Raw genomic sequence first — 16,218 nt, 5'->3', positions numbered from 1 at the left:
GTCGCCGTGCGCGAACTGATCCGCCGGGGGTCGAACCGATGACCACCCCACACAACGGCGACTGGGACGACGACCTGGCCGACGTCCTGCAGAGGCTCGTCACCCTCGCCCCTCCCACCTCCGCCCCGTCGGCCCCGCCCATTCCGCCGATGCCGTCGGTGCCGCCGACGGTCCCGCCCCAGACCCCGCCCGCCGCTCCGGCCGGCACCGGGCCGGTGGTCGACGAGTGGTGGCGCAAGTCCGGCCCCGTCGTCCACACCCCCGTCCCGCTCGGCGTCGACCAGCCCGCCCAGCCGTCCTTCGAGGCCGCCGCGGCCGCGTTCTGGGCCCCGGTCGGCCGGATCCTGTCCGAGCAGGTCCCGACGATCGCCTCGCAGGTCGGGCAGCAGGTGAACCTGCTCCTGACCGAGACCGAGGCCCAGCGCGCGGCCCGCGAGCAGGTCCAGTACGAGACCTTGATCGCCCAGCAGCGCGCCGAGCGCGACGCGGCGTTCGCCGCCGCCGGTGAGAGTGCCGAGCAGCGGGCCGAGCGCCACCGCGTCGAGCAGCTGCTCGCGCCCGACCGGCACCGCGACGACCTCGTCGGCATGGTCGACCTGCTCGCCGAGCGGATCACAGAGACCCCCGACGAGCGGGCCACCCGCCGCCAGGCCGAACACGAGCTGGACCGGCAGCGGGCCCGCGCCCGGGAGGACGCCGCCCGGGCCGCCGCCGGGGAGACCCCCGAGCAGCGCACCCGGCGCCACCGCGAGCAGCGGCTCGCCGACCAGCGCGAGGCCCGCACCCGGGCCCGCCGCCAGCGCCGCCGCGCTGCCCGCACCGCCGGTCCGTCCGACCGCACCCGGCGCTTTCGCCGCTGGTGCGTGCTCACCGCGATCAGCGCGACCGGCGGCTACGCGACCGGCCTGGTGTCGCTGATCGCCCCGGGCGGGCCCTTCGTCGGCCTGCTGGTCGCCGCCTTCGGCTGGGCCCTGGACCTTCAGGTCCGCGACCGGGGCCGCCAGCGCGTCTCCGAGGTCTGCGGCCCGTGGCCGCTGGTGACCCTCCTCGCCCTGCGCGTCCCGGTCGCCTCCGGTCTGGCCGTGGCCGCCGGCATCGACCGCCTCTTCGCCGCGCTCCCCCTCCACTGAGCCCAGGAGACACACCATGAGCAGCCTCATCGCACTCGGCACGGGCGGCGCCGCCACCGTCACCACGATGTACCTGTACGTCGGCGTGCGCGGCAAGAACAAGATCAACGTTGCGGACGAGCACGTCCCCTTCTGGGCGTTCGGGATCGGTCTGCTGTCCGCCAACGCGGGCACCGCGTTCCAGCAGCTGGCGGGCGTCGGCCAGCAGCTGAGCAGTTCCTTCCAGGGGAACGCCGCCCTGGGGGAGTGGCAGACCGGCGCGACCGCGGCCGTCCTGACGATCGCCGTGTTCGGGCTCAAGCCGAAGCCGTGGAAGGACGCGCTGTGCGGCGCCGTCGCCCCGTCCCTGTTCGCCGCCGCCGGCGGACTCTGGGCCCTCCCGGCCAGCATCCTCAGCGGGCTCATCACCTCGTTCATCGGCTGACCGCGATGACCGAGAAGATCTTCCCCACCGAGACGCTTAGCGCCACCCTGCTCTACCCGGTCACCGGCCTCGCCGCGGGCACGCCTGTCCTCGTCCGCAAGCTGATGGCCCCCCAGCGCAAGCGCCGGGCCGAGGCCGCCGCGCTCAAGGCCAAGCGCGACGAGATCACCACCCAGGCCGCCGAAGCCGCCGAGGCCGCCTTCACCCAGAAGCTCTTGGCTGAGGCGGACCCGGTCAAGCGCGCAGCGATGCTCCAGGCCCGGGAGGCCGCGCAGGTCACGGCGCGCCAGGTCGAGCTGGAGCAGGCCAAGGCGGCCCGCAAGGAGCAGCGGAGCAAGCTCGGCGACACCGCCGGCGCGGCGGCCCTGCTGCTGGTCGTCGGCGGACCGCTGGTCTGGTCCCTCGCCCGCCCCTGGATCCAGCCCGGGATCGGCGTTCTCCTCGGAGTCTGGTGGATCGCCGCCCTGATCCACGCCCCCGCCCACGGCAAGACGGCCCCCACCGAGGGCCGGGAGGACCAGGAGCAGCCGATGCCCGCAGTCGAGGAGGAGCCCACCGAGGCCCCCAGGGCAAGCGTCCCGACCCCCGTCGAGGCCCACTCCCTGGCCGCCTCCCTGACGGCCTCCGGCAGCTCCGTTCTGCTGACCCGGCTGGCCGCCGATCTGGGCGCCGCCCGCCCCTCCTGGACGGGCTCCACCAAGGCCGTCCGCGCGCTCCTCTCGGAGGCCGGCGTCCCCGTCCGCGAGGGGGTCCGCACCCCGGACGGCAACGGGCCCGGCGTCCACCACCAGGACGTGCCCCCGCTCCCCTCCCCTTCCGAGACCCCCGTTGTTGCCAACGTTGGCCCAGGTCAGAGTGCCAACGCCAACGCCAACAACGCCCGGGAGTGGTCCACCCGAGAGGGGTTCGTCATGCGGGCCGACCCGGACAACCCGGCGCGGACGATCATCGTCGGCCGCACCACCGCCGCCTGAACCACCGACCCGAGAGGCACCTGCCATGACCGACCGCTGGCCCGACAAGACGATCCCCGAGTTCACCGACACCGAGCTGTCCGCTGCGATCGAGCGCCACCAGGACGACCCCGACTCCGTCGTCCAGGAGATCGTCCGCAGCTGCGTCCGCGAGTGGGAGCGCCGCCACGGTCTGCCCCGGACCTGACCCCCCAGCCCGCCTCGGGCACCGGACCCGACGCCCTCTTCCGACCGCCCTCCTCTTCGGCCCGCGCCCGGCACCGCCCGGGTGCGGGCCGCCCTGCTCCGTATGAAAGGAGCCGCGTTGAGCACCGAGCCCGCGCACCCGAACGTGATTCCGTTCCGGCCCGAACCCGCCGAGATCAAGGCCGCCGAACAGGCCGTCATCGGCGCCGCCCTGCTCGACCCCGTCCAGATCCCCGCGCTCGCCGCCCAGCTCGGCGACCCCGGCGCGTTCTACCACCCCGCGCACGAGACCATCTGGCGCACCATCACCCGCATGGCCGACGGCGAGCGCCCGGTGGACCCGCTGCTGCTGACCAGCGTCCTGCGCGCGCAGGGCGACCTCGGACGCATCGGCGGCCCCGGCTACCTGCACGCCTGTGTCGAGGCGACCCCCACCGCGGCGAACGGCGACTACTACGCCGAGATCGTGCGCGTCGCCGCCGAGCGGCGCCGGATCAACACCGCCACCAGTCGCCTGGCCCACATGGCCGGCGACGGCCAGGCCGACCTGGACGACGTGCGCGCCGCCGCCCTGGCCGCGCTCGCCGACCTCGCCACCGGCGAGACCTGGCTCGACCCCGTCCCACTCGGCTCCCACACCGGCCTGCCCACCTTTCCCGTGAAGGCCCTGCCCGGGTGGGTCGGCGCCTACGTCGACGCGGTCGCGGAGTTCACGCAGACCCCGCCCGACGCCGCCGCGACCATGGCCCTGGCCGCGCTGTCGACGGCGGCAGGCGGGCGGGTGGGGGTGGAGATCCGGCCCGGCTGGCGCGAGCAGTCGAACCTCTACCTGACGTGCGCGATGCCGCCGGCCAGCCGCAAGTCCGACGTCTTCGCGTTCACCATGGGCCCGGTCTACAAGGTCGAGGCCGAGCTGCAGGCCGACGCCCGGGCGGCGATCATCGAGGCCGAGACCACCCGGGACGCCGCCCTGGCCGAGGTCGAGGCGCTGATGGCGAAGGCGCGCAAGAACCCGGAGGCCGACCGGACCCAGCTCGTCGCGGAGGTCTCCGCCGCGAAGATGCTCGCCGAGCAGATCGTGGTCCCGCCGACCCCGCGCCTGACGCTGTCGGGGGACATCACCGCCGAGACCGTCACCCACCATCTCGGTGTCCACCGGTGCCTAGCCGCGCTCTCCCCCGAGGGCGACCTGTTCGACAGCATCGTCGGCCGCTACAGCAGCAAGCCCAACCTCGGCGTCTTCCTCCAGGCCCACAAGGGCGAGCGGCTCCAGACCGACCGGATCACCCGCGAGCAGCCCACCGTCGACAAGCCCGCGCTCACGATCGGCGTCACCCCGCAGCCCGCCGTCCTGCAGGAGCTCGGCGCCGCCCCCGGCGCCCGCGACCGCGGCCTGCTCGCCCGCTTCTTGTACTCCCTGCCGCCCTCCAACCTCGGCTGGCGCAAGGTCCGCACCGACCCGATCCCCGACAAGGTCGCGAACGCCTACGACCGCAACCTGACCCGCCTGCTCCGCGCCATGACCGACCTCCCCGAACCCGTGGTTGTCGCCATGGACCAAGCCGCCGACCTCGCCGTCGAGAAGCTGCAGGAACGCGTCGAGGTCCAGCTCCGCCCCGACCAGCCGCTCGCCCACATCAAGGACTGGGCCGGCAAACTCGTCGGCCACATCGCCCGCATCGCCGTCCTGCTCCACCTCGCCGACCACATCGCTGGCGACCAGGACAGCAACGCCTGGCGCGCCGACCTGCAGGCCAACGTCGTCGACCGGGCCGCCGAGATCGCCGACTACTACACCGCGCATACCCTCGCCGTCTTCGACCTCATCGCCGCCGACCCCGCCACCGAGGACGCCCACGCCCTCCTCCAGTGGCTCCAGCGGCCGAAGCGGGACGGCACCCACCGCACCCACATCAAGGCCCACGACGCCGTCGCCAGCAGCCGTCGGTACAAGAAGGTCGCGGACGTCGAGCCCGCCCTGCAGCTGCTCGAACAGCATGGTTGGCTCCGCGCCGACCAGCCCCCGGCCGGCGGTCAGCGCGGCCGCCCGCAGGCCGTCACCTACCGCGTCCACCCGGCCGTGAGCACCCCCACGGACACGGAAACGATCACGTGACCGTCAGGAGTGTCAGGACAAAGCCCTGACCAGCAGAAACACTTCTGGACGGCCCGTCAGGGAACGTCAGGGCTGTCAGGGATAACCGAGATCCCCTGACAGCCCTGACAACCCCTGACGCCCTGCCCGGATCCAAAGTCGCAGGTCAGCGGTTTCCCCTGACATCCCTGACGCTCTCCGCCCTCCGCGCCCGTCCGCGAGAGGGCCCGCAACACTCCGCAACCACCATTCGCACTCGCCGATGGAGTCGCCGCCATGCCCACGCAGGACCCGAAGCTCAAGCTCGTCGAGGTGCTCGAAGAGCTGGAGATGTCCCGCTCCGCCTTCTACCGCATGGTCGCCCGAGGGAAGGGCCCGAAGCTCATGAAGCTCCCCAACAACCAGATCCGTGTCCGCCGCAGCGCCCTCGACGCGTGGTGGGCCGAGCAGGAAGTCGCCGCCTGATGCCCACCTCGTACAAGGTGAAGTTCTGGGAGCACCGCCACCGGCCGGACCGGCGGACGCCGTGGATGGTGCGGTGGACAGTGGCCGGCCGGGAGTTCTCCGAGTCGTACCTGACGAAGACCCAGGCCGACGGCCGGAAGGCCGAGCTGCTGGTGGCCGTCGCCTCGCACCAGCCGTTCGACGTCGAGACGGGGCTTCCGCTGGCCGAGCTGCGCAAGCGCCAGCAGGAGGAGAACGCCGTCACCTGGTACCAGCACGGCCGGAACTACGTGGAGGCCCGGTGGGACGGGGCGCCGGCGAAGACGCGGACGACGTGGGCCGATGCGCTGGCCAGCGTGACGTTCGAGCTGGTCAGCAGCAAGGCCGGGATGCCGGACAAGCGGGTCGTCCGGCGGGCGCTGTACGGCTGGGCGTTCAACGTGAACCGGTGGGCGGAGGAGCCGCCGGCCGAGGTCGCCAAGGCGCTCGCGTGGGTCGCGCGGCACTCGGTGGATGTCTCCGCGTTGGAGAACCCGAAGGTGGTCCGGAAGCTGCTGGCCGCGCTGTCGGTGAAGTTGGACGGCACGAAGGCCGCCGCATCCACGATCCTGCGCAAGCGCCGGATCGTCCACCACGTCATCGGCCGGGCCGTCGAGGACGGGCTGCTGACCGCCAATCCGCTGCCGCTGGTCCAGTGGCAGCCCCCACAGGTCGAGGAGGAGGTCGACCCCGAGTACGTGATGAGCCCGGAGCAGGCCGCCGCGATGATGGAGGCGGTCGGGCGTCAGGGGCGGCGCGGGCCACGGCTGGTGGCATTCTTCGCGTGCATCTACTACGCGGGCATGCGCCCCGGCGAGGTCGTCCACCTGCGGAAGGACCGCTGCGTGCTGCCCGCGGAGGGGTGGGGGAAGCTCAACCTCAACGGGAACAGCCCGCGGGTGGGATCCGCATGGACCGACACCGGCACCTCGCACGACCCTCGGGGCCTGAAGCACCGCGCAGAGAAGGCGACCCGGCCGGTCCCGATCCCGCCCGAACTGGTGAAGCTGCTGCGGGAGCACATCGAGGCGTACGGCACAGCGCCGGACGGACGGTTGTTCAGGACCTTCCGCGACGGCATGGTGCAGGAGAGCGGCTACGGCGTGGTGTGGGCGGCGGCCCGGGCCGAGGTGCTGAGCCCGGAGGAGCAGGCCAGCCCGCTGGCGAAGCGGCCGTACGACGGCCGGCACGCCGGGATCTCGCTGTGGCTGGCCTCCGGGATGGCGCCCGCCGAGTGCGCCCGCCGGGCCGGGCACAGCATCGCCGTCCTGCTCCGGGTCTACGCGAAGTGCATCCACGGTGACGAAGACCACGCCAACCAGCTGATCACCCAACGCCTGCAGCGACGACCCGGCTGACCCTGGTCCGCGACTGGTCCGGAACCGCTGGTCAACGCCGGGATCCGGGCGGCGAGATGTGGGACAAACCTCGCGAAACGGCCCTCCGGGCGCCGCGGACGTTCGACTGAACGAGAAGGGCCCCTGATCCGCGTTTCCGCAGATCAGGGGCCCTTCTTTATCCTGTGGCTGGTGTAGGGTTCGAACCTACGTAGGCTATGCCGGCAGATTTACAGTCTGCTCCCTTTGGCCGCTCGGGCAACCAGCCAGGATTGGCGTCTCGCGGGGCTTGCCCCGCTCGACTCCGTAAACAATACCCGATGCCGGGGGGTGGTTCGCCACTCGATTGGTCACGTGACGATCAAGGGGTACGGCGTGGCTGTCGGGGGCGGCGGCGGGGTGGTGCTGGATAGGCTGGGGCGGCGGACGCCCGGTGGGGCGGGCCGTGTCAGTGAAGCCAGAGCATCAAGGAGACCAACACCCATGGCCGACTCCAGTTTCGACATCGTCTCGAAGGTCGAGTGGCAGGAGGTCGACAACGCGATCAACCAGACCTCCCGTGAGCTCGCCACCCGCTTCGACTTCAAGAACGTCGGCGCCGAGATCAGCCGATCCGGCGAGACGATCGAGATGAAGGCCAGCGGCGAGGAGCGGGTGAAGGCCGTGCTGGACGTGCTGCAGAGCAAGTTCATCAAGCGCGGCCTGTCGCTGAAGGCGCTGGACGCCAAGGACCCGCAGCTGTCCGGCAAGGAGTACAAGATCTTCGCGGACGTGAAGGAGGGCATCACCCAGGACGATGCCAAGAAGGTCGCGAAGATCATCCGCGATGAGGGCCCGAAGGGCGTGAAGGCCCAGGTCCAGGGCGATGAGCTGCGCGTCACCTCGAAGAGCCGCGACGACCTGCAGACGGTGCAGAACCTGCTCAAGGGCAAGGACCTGGACTTCGCGATCCAGTTCGTCAACTACCGCTGAGCGGAGCCCCGGCCGGAAAGGCCCCGTGACGGCCCCTGGGTTCTCCTGGCCGTCGCGGGGCCTTCCTGCTGTCCGGACGCGGGTGCGGTGCTCCGGCGCGGGTGCGGTGCTCCGGGCAGGGGCGAGCCCCGGGCCCGAGGGGTCGGGGCCGGGGCTCGCCGGTGGGGTGGGGCCTGCCTAGAGGCCGGTGAGGCGGGTGACCGTGGCGGTGGCCGTGCCGAGGACGTCGGGGGCCAGGCCGGTGACGGCCTGCTGGACGGCGGCGGGATCGGGCTTGGCCGCGGTGGCGGCGTCGACCAGGGTCGAGGCCTTCGCCTTGAGGGCGGTGAGCTGGTCCTCGATGGAGAGGGCGGGCAGCGGCACCGCCGCGCGGGGCTGCTGATCCACCGGCAGCGGCGCGGGGACGGGCGCGGCCACCGGGGCCGCGGGCAGCTGGCCGAGCAGGGCCTTCGCCGCGGACTCGATCGCGGCGAGCAACTGCTGCAGGACGCCGACGTCCGGCGCCCCGGTCGACGGGGTCGCGGCGGTCAGCAGGCCGTCGACCAGCGTGAGGATGTCGCCGAGGCCGCCGAGCGCCCCGAGGGTGGCAGCCGGGTCCGCCGCAGCAGCGGGCGGGGTGACGGTCGGCGGGGTCGCGACCGGGGGAACCCCGACGGGCGGGGCGGCAACGGGAGGGACTCCGACGGGCGGAGCGGCGACGGGGGGAACCCCGACAGGCGGAGCCCCGACCGGGAGAGGGGTGTCGGCGCGGGGCACGGATACGAGGTGGGGGACCGCGGCGTCGGAGCCAGTGGCAGTACCCGGGCCGGCGGTGGTGGCGGACGCCGTGGCGACCGGGGTCAGCACAACGGCTGCGGTCAGCGCGGCGGCCATCCAGGTGGAACGCATGGGTGGTGCTTCCTTTCGATGCGAAACAGGCGAAATGCCTGATTCACACGTTGGGGCACACCAGTTGGCCCAGCCACCGCTCGTACGCCGAACGGTTCACCGCCGGTCAACCGGGCGGCTCGGCCGGGGCGAAGCGGGCCGGGGCGAAGCGGGGCCGGGGCCGTCGGCCCGCCGCTCAGCCGGCCGCCGCCCAGCCGCTGGTACTGCGGTGCGCGGACAGCCCGACCGCGTCGAACTCGTCCAGGTGGCCGCCCTCCACCCGGGCGCCGATCCGGCGCAGGACGCGGGAGATCGGGCCGCCCTCGGGCGGGAAGGGCTCGAACTCGGCGCTGGTGAGCGGGCCGAGGTCGAGTCGGCCGTCGGCCCAGACCGCGGCACGCTGGGTGCCGGTGCCGCCGAAGTAGTCGGCCTCGACGCAGGCGATCGGACCGGCCTTGGACCAGGCGGCGAGGCGGCGCTCGAAGCCGCCCGGGAACCACTCGAAGCCGCCCTCACCGCCGTGCACCCCCTCCTCTCCGCCCAGTTGGAGGGCGGCCAGGAAGACGGCGGTGGCCGGGAGCAGCGCCAGCCCCTGGGTCAGCGGGGCGATGCGCGCGGCCGGGACCTCGGCGGCCGCCACCGTGAGCAGCTCCACCGGCCCTATCAGCGCCTGAAGTTCGTATGACATTCAGTCATCCTGGCTCATCCCACTGACAGTCCGCCCGGGATTTACGATTCCGTGCCCGGAGTGGAACCGGACCGCGCCGAGGCGCCCCGCGCGGCCTGGTCCGGGGTGGGGGGTCGGGGCGCTCGCGGTGCGCGCCGGTCTGCGCGCCGGTCCGCTCGCCGCCGCCCTGCTGCCCGCGACCGCCACCCGGACGCTGCGCCGCGCGGTCCGGCCCGCGTCGACCGGCGGAGCCGACCGAGCCGACCGGGCTGACCGAGCTGGCCAGGTGGCCGGACGACCGGGTGAGCGGTGAGCGGGGCAGGCGAGCGGGCAGGCGAGGGGACCGACCGGGCGAGCGGGCGACTGGGCCGACCGGGTGGCCGCGCCCAAACCTCCGGCACGCGCCCCTGACAGTCGATCACCCGTGCGGGTGCACGCCGCATGCGGCGGCCTCGGCAACCGGGTGAACTGACCGGGTACGGCCCGCCCCCGGGGCCCTCCCGGCGCGGACGGACGAACCGGTCCGGCGGACGCGCGGATCCGGGCCGTACCCGGAGGAGGACCCATGAGTTCCATGGACACACCCGCACCGGGTGGCCAGGGAGGCCCCGCCACCCGGGACCGGGGCGGGGCGGTGGCGACCCGGATGGCCAGCGCACCGCGCATGTCCTGGCTGACGCTCGCCCTGATGACGACCGCCTCGGTGGCCAGCCTCCGGGCCGCGCCGACGATGGCCGTCTACGGCCTGGCCTGCGTCTTCCTCTACCTCGTCCCCGCCATCGTCTTCCTGCTGCCGACGGCCCTGGTCTCCGCCGAACTGGCCTCCGGCTGGGAGGGCGGCGTCTACCGCTGGGTGTCGGAGGGCCTGTCGAAGCCGCTCGGCTTCCTCGCGGTCTGGTGCCAGTTCGCGATGACGATCTTCTACTACCCGTCCCTGCTCGCCTACGTGGCCTCGACCATCGCCTACGTGATCAACCCGAGCCTGGCCAGCAACGGCCCGTACACCGCCATCGTGATCGTGGTCCTGTACTGGACCGGCGTCTGGGTCTCCTCGCGCGGGACGAAGGCCGTGGCCGGCCTCTCCTCCTGGGGCCTGGTGATCGGCACCCTGATCCCCGGCACGCTGCTGGTCGTCCTCGGCCTCGTCTTCCTCGGCCAGGGCAACCCCTCCGCCGCCCCGATGAACGCCGCGCACATCTTCCCGCAGTGGACCGGCCTGGCCAGCCTGGTGCTGATCGTCAACAACTTCCTCAGCTACTCCGGCATGGAGATGAACGCGGTGCACGTCTCCTCACTGCGCAACCCGGGCCGGGAGTTCCCGCGCTCGATGTTCACCGCCTCCGGCATGGTGCTGCTGATCTTCATCCTGCCCGCGCTGGCGATCAGCTGGGTGGTGCCGTCCAGCGAGCTGAGCCTGACGGCCGGCGTGATGCAGGCCTTCGACTCCTTCTTCCAGTACTTCCACATCGGCTGGCTCACCCCGGTGATCGCGGTGGCGCTGATCGCCGCCTCGCTCGGCGGCATGCTCACCTGGCTGGCCGGGCCGTCCAAGGGCCTGCTGATGATCTCCCGGCAGGAGGGCTACCTGCCGCCGTTCCTGCAACAGCTCAACAAGGAGGGGATCCAGCAGAACCTGCTGGTCACCCAGGGTGTGGTCACCACGATCATCGCCCTCGCCTACGCGCTCATCCCGAACGTCTCCAGCGCCTACTGGATCTTCTCGGTGATCACCACGCAGGTGTACCTGATCGTCTACCTGCTGATGTTCGCCGCCGCGATCCGGCTGCGCCGCACCCAGCCGGACCACCCGCGCGGCTACCGCGCCCCCGCGCTGGTGCTGATCTGCGTGACCGGCCTGCTGGCCTCGGCGGCCGCGATGGCGATCGGGTTCGTGCCGTCCTCGCAGTTCGGCAGCGGCAGCGTCTGGCAGTACGTGGCGATCGTCGGCGGCGGCCTGGTGCTGCTCGGCCTGGTGATCCCCTTCACCTTCCTCAAACTGAGCAGGCCCTCCTGGCGGTCCCCCGAAGCCCAGGCCGAACTGGCCGAGCAGGAGGCCGAGGAGCGGCGCGGCACCACCGGAGGTGCGGAATGACCGGCACGATGATGGCCTCCCGCCACCGCTGGATCTACCTGGGCGCGATCGTCGTGCTGATCGGCATGCTGATCACCGGCCTGCTGACGTACTCCCAGCTGCACGCGACCAACCAGGCCAACGACAAGGCCAAACAGCTCTCCGCCGCACTCACCTCGGCCGGCTACCCGGTGCCCAGCCAGAGCCAGATCGTGCACACCCTGGGCGAGGACGGGGGCGCCGTCTGCGAGAACCCGGCGAACGCGCTGACCCAGGCGCAGTGGAAGTACGGCATGTCCAACGGCGCGGGCGGGCCCGGGCAGCGACCGGTGCTCTCCGACCGCGAGGTGGTGTACGCCGAGTCGCTGGTGCTCTCGGTGTACTGCCCGGACAAGCTCGAAGCCATCCAGAACAAGATCGACGACCTCAAGCTCCGCGACACCATCCGCAACTGACGCTACGTCACATACGTTCAACGCCACAGGAGTCGCACCCATGACCGACGAACTCGCCCGCCGGATCGCCGAACTGATGCCCCGGGCCAAGGCCGACCTGGCCGAACTGGTCGCCATCCCCTCCGTCGCCGACGCCCGGCAGTACCCTCCGGAGAAGTGCCGCGAGGCCGCCGAGTGGGTCGCCGCCGCCTTCGCCGACGCCGGGCTGCACGACGTCCACCTGGAGGAGACCCCGGACGGCAGCCACGCCGTGATCGGCCACCGCCCACCGCCGCCCGGCGCCCCGACCGTCCTGCTCTACTGCCACTACGACGTCCAACCGCCGCTCGACGACGCCGCCTGGACCTCCCCGCCGTTCGAACTCACCGAGCGCGACGGGCGCTGGTACGGGCGGGGCACCGCCGACTGCAAGGGCAACATCGTCATGCACCTCACCGCGCTGCGGGCACTCGGTGAGGACATCCCGGTCGGCCTCAAGCTCGTCTCCGAGGGCTCGGAGGAGCAGGGTACCGGCGGACTCGAAGCCTATGTACCCCCGCACGCGGGCGAGTTGCACGCCGACGCGCTGCTGGTCTGCGACACCGGCAACGCCGCGGTCGGCATGCCCACCGCCACCACCTCGCTGCGCGGGCTCGCCAACGTGGTGGTCACCGTCTCCGCCCTGCACGGCGACATGCACTCCGGCATGTTCGGCGGCCCGGCCCCGGACGCGCTGGCGGCGCTGATCCGGATGCTCGACTCGCTGCGCGGCCCCGACGGCGGCACCCGGATCGACGGGCTCGACTGCGACGGCGCCTGGAGCGGCGTCGGGTACGACGAGGAGCAGTTCCGGCAGGACTCCGGAGTCCTGGACGGCGTCCGGCTGACCGGCTCCGGCAGCGTCGCCGACCGGCTCTGGGCCCGGCCCGCCGTCACCGTGCTCGGCATCGACTGCCCGCCGGTGGTCGGCTCGGCCGCCGCCATCCCGGCCACCGCCCGGGCCCGGGTCAGCCTGCGGATCCCGCCCGGTACCGAGGCGCACACCGCCCAGGAGGCGCTGATCGCGCACCTGAAGGCGGCCGCACCGTGGGGCGTCCGGGTGGAGGTCCAGCCGGAGAGCACCGGCTCGCCGTTCCGCGCCGCCACCGGCGGGCCCGCGTACGGGGCACTCGACAAGGCCATGCAGGAGGTCTACGGCAAGCCGATGGCCTTCCTCGGCCAGGGCGGCTCGATCCCGCTCTGCAACGTGTTCGCGCAGACCTACCCGGAGGCGGAGATCATCCTGATGGGCGTGGAGGAGCCGCGCTGCCTGATCCACGCCCCCAACGAGAGCGTCGACCCCGGCGAGATCGAGCACATGGCCAACGTCGAGGCGCTGTTCCTCCGGCACTACGCCAACTCGGCGGGCACGTGATGGAGTTCGGTTTACCAGGGACAGATCCGAGGAGGAACCCCATGCCACGACCGTTCACCACCGAGGACTACAGCGCCCGGATGGCCCGGGCCACCGCCGACGCGACCGCCGCCGGGCTGGCGGGCCTGGTCGTCGCCCCCGGGCCCGACCTGGTCTACCTGTGCGGCTACCAGCCCACCGCGATCACCGAGCGGCTGACCGCCCTCGTCCTCACCGCCGGGCGCCAACCCGCCCTGATCGTCCCCAAACTGGAGCGCCCCGACGCCGAGAAGGCCCCCGGCGCCCCCGCCGTACGGCTGCTCGACTGGACCGACGGCGAGGACCCGTACGCCACCGCCGTCCCGCTGATCGACCCGGCCGGCCGGTACGGCGTCTCGGACAACGCCTGGGCCATGCACCTGCTCGGCCTCCAGGCCGCCCTGCCCGGCACCGGCTACACCTCGCTCACCGACACCCTGCCGATGCTGCGCGCGGTCAAGGACTCCGACGAGCTGGACCGCCTCGCCGCCGCCGGAGGGGCCGCCGACGCCGCGTACCGGGGCATCCTGGAGGTCGAGTTCGCCGGGCGCCGGGAGACCGACGTCGCCGCCGACCTCAGCGCGCTGCTCATCCAGTACGGGCACAGCCAGGTCGACTTCACCGTGGTCGGCTCCGGCCCCAACGGCGCCAACCCGCACCACGAGGCCGGCGACCGGGTGATCCAGCCCGGTGACACCGTCGTCCTGGACTTCGGCGGCCTCAAGGACGGCTACGGCTCCGACACCACCCGCACCGTGCACGTCGGCGGCGACGTGCCGACCGAGGTGCGGAAGGTGCACGACGTCGTCCGGCAGGCGCAGCAGACCGCGTTCGAGGCCGTCCGGCCCGGGGTGAGCTGCCAGGAGATCGACCGGATCGCCCGCCAGGTGATCACCGAGGCCGGGTACGGCGAGTACTTCATCCACCGGACCGGCCACGGCATCGGCATCACCACGCACGAACCGCCGTACCTGGTCGAGGGCGAGGAGCGGCCGCTCGTGCCCGGCATGTGCTTCTCGATCGAGCCGGGCATCTACCTGCCCGGCCGGTTCGGGGTGCGGATCGAGGACATCGTCACGGTGACCGAGCAGGGCGGGCGGCGGTTCAACAACACCCCGCACGAGTTGGGCATCGTCTCGTGAGGGGCACGAAGGGTGGGTGGGGTGGGGTGGGTGTGGCGGCGTAACGGCTGCTCAAGGGTACGGCATTCCGCTGTCTGAGTTTTTTCTGGACGACCGGCGGTTCGCGTGAAGAGTTCTCCAAGAATGGCTTGCTAGCTTCGACCGACATGACAAAGCTGCTCCGCCCGGCGCCGACCCCACCCCCGCGCGCCGGGCGGCTGCGTCCGGTGTCCCGGCCCCTGCCCAGTGCGCGCGCGACCGCACTGGCCCGGTTGCGGCTCCTGGCGTGGCCGCTCTACCTCCTCGCCCTGGTGCAGTACGTGCGCATCAACGGCGTGCCGTACGCCAACGACGTGGTGTTCTGCTGGCTGATCGGCGCGCTGCTCGCCGCCGCCGTGCACGCCGGCCACGGCCTGCGCCGCTTCCTGCTCGTCCTGCGCGACTGGGTGCCGGTGATGGCCGCCGTCTGGACGTACTCGCTGCTGCGCGGCTACGGCGCGCACACCCCGTGGGCCCCGCACTGGCGCCCGCAGCTGCTCGCCGACCGGGTGCTCGGCTTCGGCGAGACCTGGACGGTCCGGCTGCAGCACGCGCTGTACACGCCGGGCTCGCCGCACTGGTACGACTACGTGGCCGTCACCGTCTACATGTCGCACTTCTTCGCGGTCTTCCTGATCCTCGCGGTGCTCTGGCGGCGGCGGCACGACCGGTTCCGGCAACTGCTCGTCTGCTACCTGGTGCTGACCTACGCCGGGTTCGCGACCTATGTGCTCTTCCCGGCCGACCCGCCGTGGCTGGTCGCCCAGGAGGGCCACCTGCCGCAGCTCACCCGGGTCGTCTCCGAAGTCCTGGCCGAGAGCGGACTGCCCCGGGCCGGTTCGGTGTTCGAGAACGGCAGCCGGTTCGCCAACGACGTCGCCGCGATGCCCTCGCTGCACTCGGCCTACCCGATGATGCTGACGCTGTTCTTCTGGCCGACGGCCGGGCGCCGGCTCCGGGTACTGCTCGCCGTGTACCCGCTCGCGATGGCGTTCACCCTGGTGTACGGCGCCGAGCACTTCATCGTCGACGTGTTCGCGGGCTGGGCCTACGCGGCGGCCACGGTGTACGGGGTGCGGTGGGCGCGGGACCGGCGGGTACGGGCGCGGGAGGCGCGGGCCCGGGAGGCGCGGGCCCGGGCCGCGTCCGGGGTGTCGCTCGGCGGCTGACCGGCGGCAGCTGACCGGTGGGGAGGGGCGGGGAGGGGCGGCTGCGGGGTTGCTTCGGGCCTGCGAGGCTTTCGGTGGACAGCTCCGGGGCCCGATGGACCAGACTTGGCCGGTGCCCACTCCGTCGAAACCCACCGCCGAGCAGCTGCTCGCCGCCCGTGACACCACGATCCCCGATGTCGTCGCGCCCGGCCTGCGCGTGCTGTTCTGCGGCATCAACCCCGGTCTGTGGTCCGGCGCCACCGGCCACCACTTCGCCCGTCCCGGCAACCGCTTCTGGCCCGCGCTGCACCGCTCCGGGTTCACCCCGCGCCAGCTGCGCCCGGACGAGCAGGGCGAACTGCTCGCCCTCGGCCTCGGCATCACCAACGTCGCCCCGCGTGCCACCGCCAAGGCCGACGAGCTCACCGCCGACGAGCTGCGCGCGGGCGGGGCCGCCCTCACCGAACGCGTCCTGCGGCTGCGCCCACAGGTGCTGGCCGTGCTGGGCATCGGTGCCTACCGGACGGCCTTCGGGCGGCGCGGCGCGGCGATCGGGCGGCAGGAGGACGGGGTCGGCGACACCGAGGTCTGGGTGCTGCCCAACCCGAGCGGTCTGAACGCCCACTACACCCCGGCGAGCCTCGCCGAGGAGTTCCGCCGACTGCGCGAGGCCGTGGAGGCGGTGTAGCGGCGGTGCCGTCTTGCTACGTTGGCTGCGGTGGCTGCGGTGGCTGCGGTGGCTGCGGTGCGGTGCTGGTGCTGCGATGGTGGCACGCAGGCGACAACGGTCTCTACGTGACCGCGCACAACGCCCCGGGTGCGCGGGTCGACCGGA

Annotated in this window: 16 protein-coding genes and 1 tRNA gene; 14 read left to right on the top strand and 3 right to left on the bottom strand. The window is 72.7% G+C overall.

Going from position 1 to position 16,218, the window contains the following annotated elements; all coding sequences use genetic code 11:
* The first annotated feature begins 38 nt into the window (after positions 1–38).
* The 7 genes from ACFVVX_RS26010 (at position 39) to ACFVVX_RS25980 (ending at position 6,650) form a co-directional block, all read left to right on the top strand.
* Positions 39–1,130, top strand: coding sequence for a hypothetical protein (locus ACFVVX_RS26010; RefSeq protein WP_387949040.1), 1,092 nt, complete (start codon positions 39–41; stop codon positions 1,128–1,130).
* 16 nt (positions 1,131–1,146) lie between these two features.
* Positions 1,147–1,554 (top strand): hypothetical protein, encoded by a 408-nt coding sequence (locus ACFVVX_RS26005; RefSeq protein ID WP_387949039.1) that lies wholly within the window; start codon positions 1,147–1,149, stop codon positions 1,552–1,554.
* Positions 1,555–1,559: 5 nt separating this feature from the next.
* Positions 1,560–2,528, top strand: a complete 969-nt coding sequence (locus ACFVVX_RS26000) for a hypothetical protein (protein ID WP_387949038.1) — start codon at positions 1,560–1,562, stop codon at positions 2,526–2,528.
* Between the two features lie 25 nt (positions 2,529–2,553).
* Positions 2,554–2,715 carry a hypothetical protein gene (locus tag ACFVVX_RS25995; protein WP_387949037.1) on the top strand — a complete coding sequence of 54 codons (162 nt, stop codon included), beginning with the start codon at positions 2,554–2,556 and terminating at the stop codon, positions 2,713–2,715.
* Positions 2,716–2,832: 117 nt separating this feature from the next.
* Positions 2,833–4,830, top strand: a complete 1,998-nt coding sequence (locus ACFVVX_RS25990) for a DUF3987 domain-containing protein (protein WP_387949036.1) — start codon at positions 2,833–2,835, stop codon at positions 4,828–4,830.
* Between the two features lie 255 nt (positions 4,831–5,085).
* Positions 5,086–5,274: a helix-turn-helix transcriptional regulator gene (locus ACFVVX_RS25985; RefSeq protein WP_387949035.1), complete on the top strand. Its 189-nt coding sequence runs from the start codon at positions 5,086–5,088 to the stop codon at positions 5,272–5,274.
* Positions 5,274–6,650 (top strand): tyrosine-type recombinase/integrase, encoded by a 1,377-nt coding sequence (locus ACFVVX_RS25980; RefSeq protein WP_387949034.1) that lies wholly within the window; start codon positions 5,274–5,276, stop codon positions 6,648–6,650. Before ACFVVX_RS25985 ends, ACFVVX_RS25980 begins: the two co-directional genes overlap by 1 nt.
* Before the next feature lie 165 nt (positions 6,651–6,815).
* Here the strand turns inward: ACFVVX_RS25980 and ACFVVX_RS25975 are convergent.
* Positions 6,816–6,897 (bottom strand) — tRNA-Tyr (locus tag ACFVVX_RS25975).
* A gap of 215 nt (positions 6,898–7,112) precedes the next feature.
* On the opposite strand from ACFVVX_RS25975, the gene ACFVVX_RS25970 reads away from it, so the two are divergent.
* Positions 7,113–7,601 carry a YajQ family cyclic di-GMP-binding protein gene (locus ACFVVX_RS25970; RefSeq protein ID WP_387949033.1) on the top strand — a complete coding sequence of 163 codons (489 nt, stop codon included), beginning with the start codon at positions 7,113–7,115 and terminating at the stop codon, positions 7,599–7,601.
* A 177-nt stretch (positions 7,602–7,778) separates the two neighbouring features.
* On the opposite strand, the gene ACFVVX_RS25965 is transcribed toward ACFVVX_RS25970, so the two are convergent.
* Entirely contained in the window at positions 7,779–8,489 is a 711-nt protein-coding gene (locus tag ACFVVX_RS25965) for a hypothetical protein (RefSeq protein WP_387949032.1), read from the bottom strand.
* 175 nt (positions 8,490–8,664) lie between these two features.
* Positions 8,665–9,156, bottom strand: coding sequence for a hypothetical protein (locus ACFVVX_RS25960; RefSeq protein ID WP_387949031.1), 492 nt, complete (start codon positions 9,154–9,156; stop codon positions 8,665–8,667).
* 544 nt (positions 9,157–9,700) lie between these two features.
* On the opposite strand from ACFVVX_RS25960, the gene ACFVVX_RS25955 reads away from it, so the two are divergent.
* From ACFVVX_RS25955 to mug, 6 genes are all read left to right on the top strand, one after another.
* Positions 9,701–11,227, top strand: a complete 1,527-nt coding sequence (locus tag ACFVVX_RS25955) for an APC family permease (RefSeq protein WP_387949030.1) — start codon at positions 9,701–9,703, stop codon at positions 11,225–11,227.
* Positions 11,224–11,661, top strand: coding sequence for a hypothetical protein (locus ACFVVX_RS25950; RefSeq protein ID WP_387949029.1), 438 nt, complete (start codon positions 11,224–11,226; stop codon positions 11,659–11,661). Before ACFVVX_RS25955 ends, ACFVVX_RS25950 begins: the two co-directional genes overlap by 4 nt.
* A gap of 40 nt (positions 11,662–11,701) precedes the next feature.
* On the top strand, positions 11,702–13,054 hold the full coding sequence (locus ACFVVX_RS25945; protein ID WP_387949028.1) for a dipeptidase: 1,353 nt from the start codon (positions 11,702–11,704) through the stop codon (positions 13,052–13,054).
* 41 nt (positions 13,055–13,095) lie between these two features.
* Positions 13,096–14,214: a M24 family metallopeptidase gene (locus ACFVVX_RS25940; RefSeq protein ID WP_387949027.1), complete on the top strand. Its 1,119-nt coding sequence runs from the start codon at positions 13,096–13,098 to the stop codon at positions 14,212–14,214.
* A 146-nt stretch (positions 14,215–14,360) separates the two neighbouring features.
* Complete coding sequence (locus ACFVVX_RS25935; RefSeq protein WP_387949026.1) at positions 14,361–15,401, top strand: phosphatase PAP2 family protein; 1,041 nt, start codon at positions 14,361–14,363, stop codon at positions 15,399–15,401.
* Positions 15,402–15,495: 94 nt separating this feature from the next.
* Positions 15,496–16,071, top strand: a complete 576-nt coding sequence (mug, locus tag ACFVVX_RS25930) for a G/U mismatch-specific DNA glycosylase (protein ID WP_387949025.1) — start codon at positions 15,496–15,498, stop codon at positions 16,069–16,071.
* Positions 16,072–16,218 lie beyond the last annotated feature (147 nt).

The organism is Kitasatospora sp. NPDC058170, from assembly GCF_042883905.1.
Lineage (GTDB): Bacteria > Actinomycetota > Actinomycetes > Streptomycetales > Streptomycetaceae > Kitasatospora.
This window is presented reverse-complemented; position numbering and strand designations above follow the sequence as displayed.

Bases quoted from the DNA above. Each gene is read 5' to 3' on its own strand.
- ACFVVX_RS25960 (WP_387949031.1), bottom strand. From the start codon at position 9,156: ATGTCATACGAACTTCAGGCGCTGATAGGGCCGGTGGAGCTGCTCACG.
- ACFVVX_RS25980 (WP_387949034.1), top strand. From the start codon at position 5,274: ATGCCCACCTCGTACAAGGTGAAGTTCTGGGAGCACCGCCACCGGCCG.
- ACFVVX_RS26000 (WP_387949038.1), top strand. From the start codon at position 1,560: ATGACCGAGAAGATCTTCCCCACCGAGACGCTTAGCGCCACCCTGCTC.
- ACFVVX_RS25945 (WP_387949028.1), top strand. From the start codon at position 11,702: ATGACCGACGAACTCGCCCGCCGGATCGCCGAACTGATGCCCCGGGCC.
- ACFVVX_RS25970 (WP_387949033.1), top strand. From the start codon at position 7,113: ATGGCCGACTCCAGTTTCGACATCGTCTCGAAGGTCGAGTGGCAGGAG.
- ACFVVX_RS25995 (WP_387949037.1), top strand. From the start codon at position 2,554: ATGACCGACCGCTGGCCCGACAAGACGATCCCCGAGTTCACCGACACC.
- ACFVVX_RS25935 (WP_387949026.1), top strand. From the start codon at position 14,361: ATGACAAAGCTGCTCCGCCCGGCGCCGACCCCACCCCCGCGCGCCGGG.
- ACFVVX_RS25965 (WP_387949032.1), bottom strand. From the start codon at position 8,489: ATGCGTTCCACCTGGATGGCCGCCGCGCTGACCGCAGCCGTTGTGCTG.
- ACFVVX_RS26010 (WP_387949040.1), top strand. From the start codon at position 39: ATGACCACCCCACACAACGGCGACTGGGACGACGACCTGGCCGACGTC.
- ACFVVX_RS26005 (WP_387949039.1), top strand. From the start codon at position 1,147: ATGAGCAGCCTCATCGCACTCGGCACGGGCGGCGCCGCCACCGTCACC.
- mug (WP_387949025.1), top strand. From the start codon at position 15,496: ATGGACCAGACTTGGCCGGTGCCCACTCCGTCGAAACCCACCGCCGAG.
- ACFVVX_RS25955 (WP_387949030.1), top strand. From the start codon at position 9,701: ATGAGTTCCATGGACACACCCGCACCGGGTGGCCAGGGAGGCCCCGCC.
- ACFVVX_RS25950 (WP_387949029.1), top strand. From the start codon at position 11,224: ATGACCGGCACGATGATGGCCTCCCGCCACCGCTGGATCTACCTGGGC.
- ACFVVX_RS25985 (WP_387949035.1), top strand. From the start codon at position 5,086: ATGCCCACGCAGGACCCGAAGCTCAAGCTCGTCGAGGTGCTCGAAGAG.
- ACFVVX_RS25940 (WP_387949027.1), top strand. From the start codon at position 13,096: ATGCCACGACCGTTCACCACCGAGGACTACAGCGCCCGGATGGCCCGG.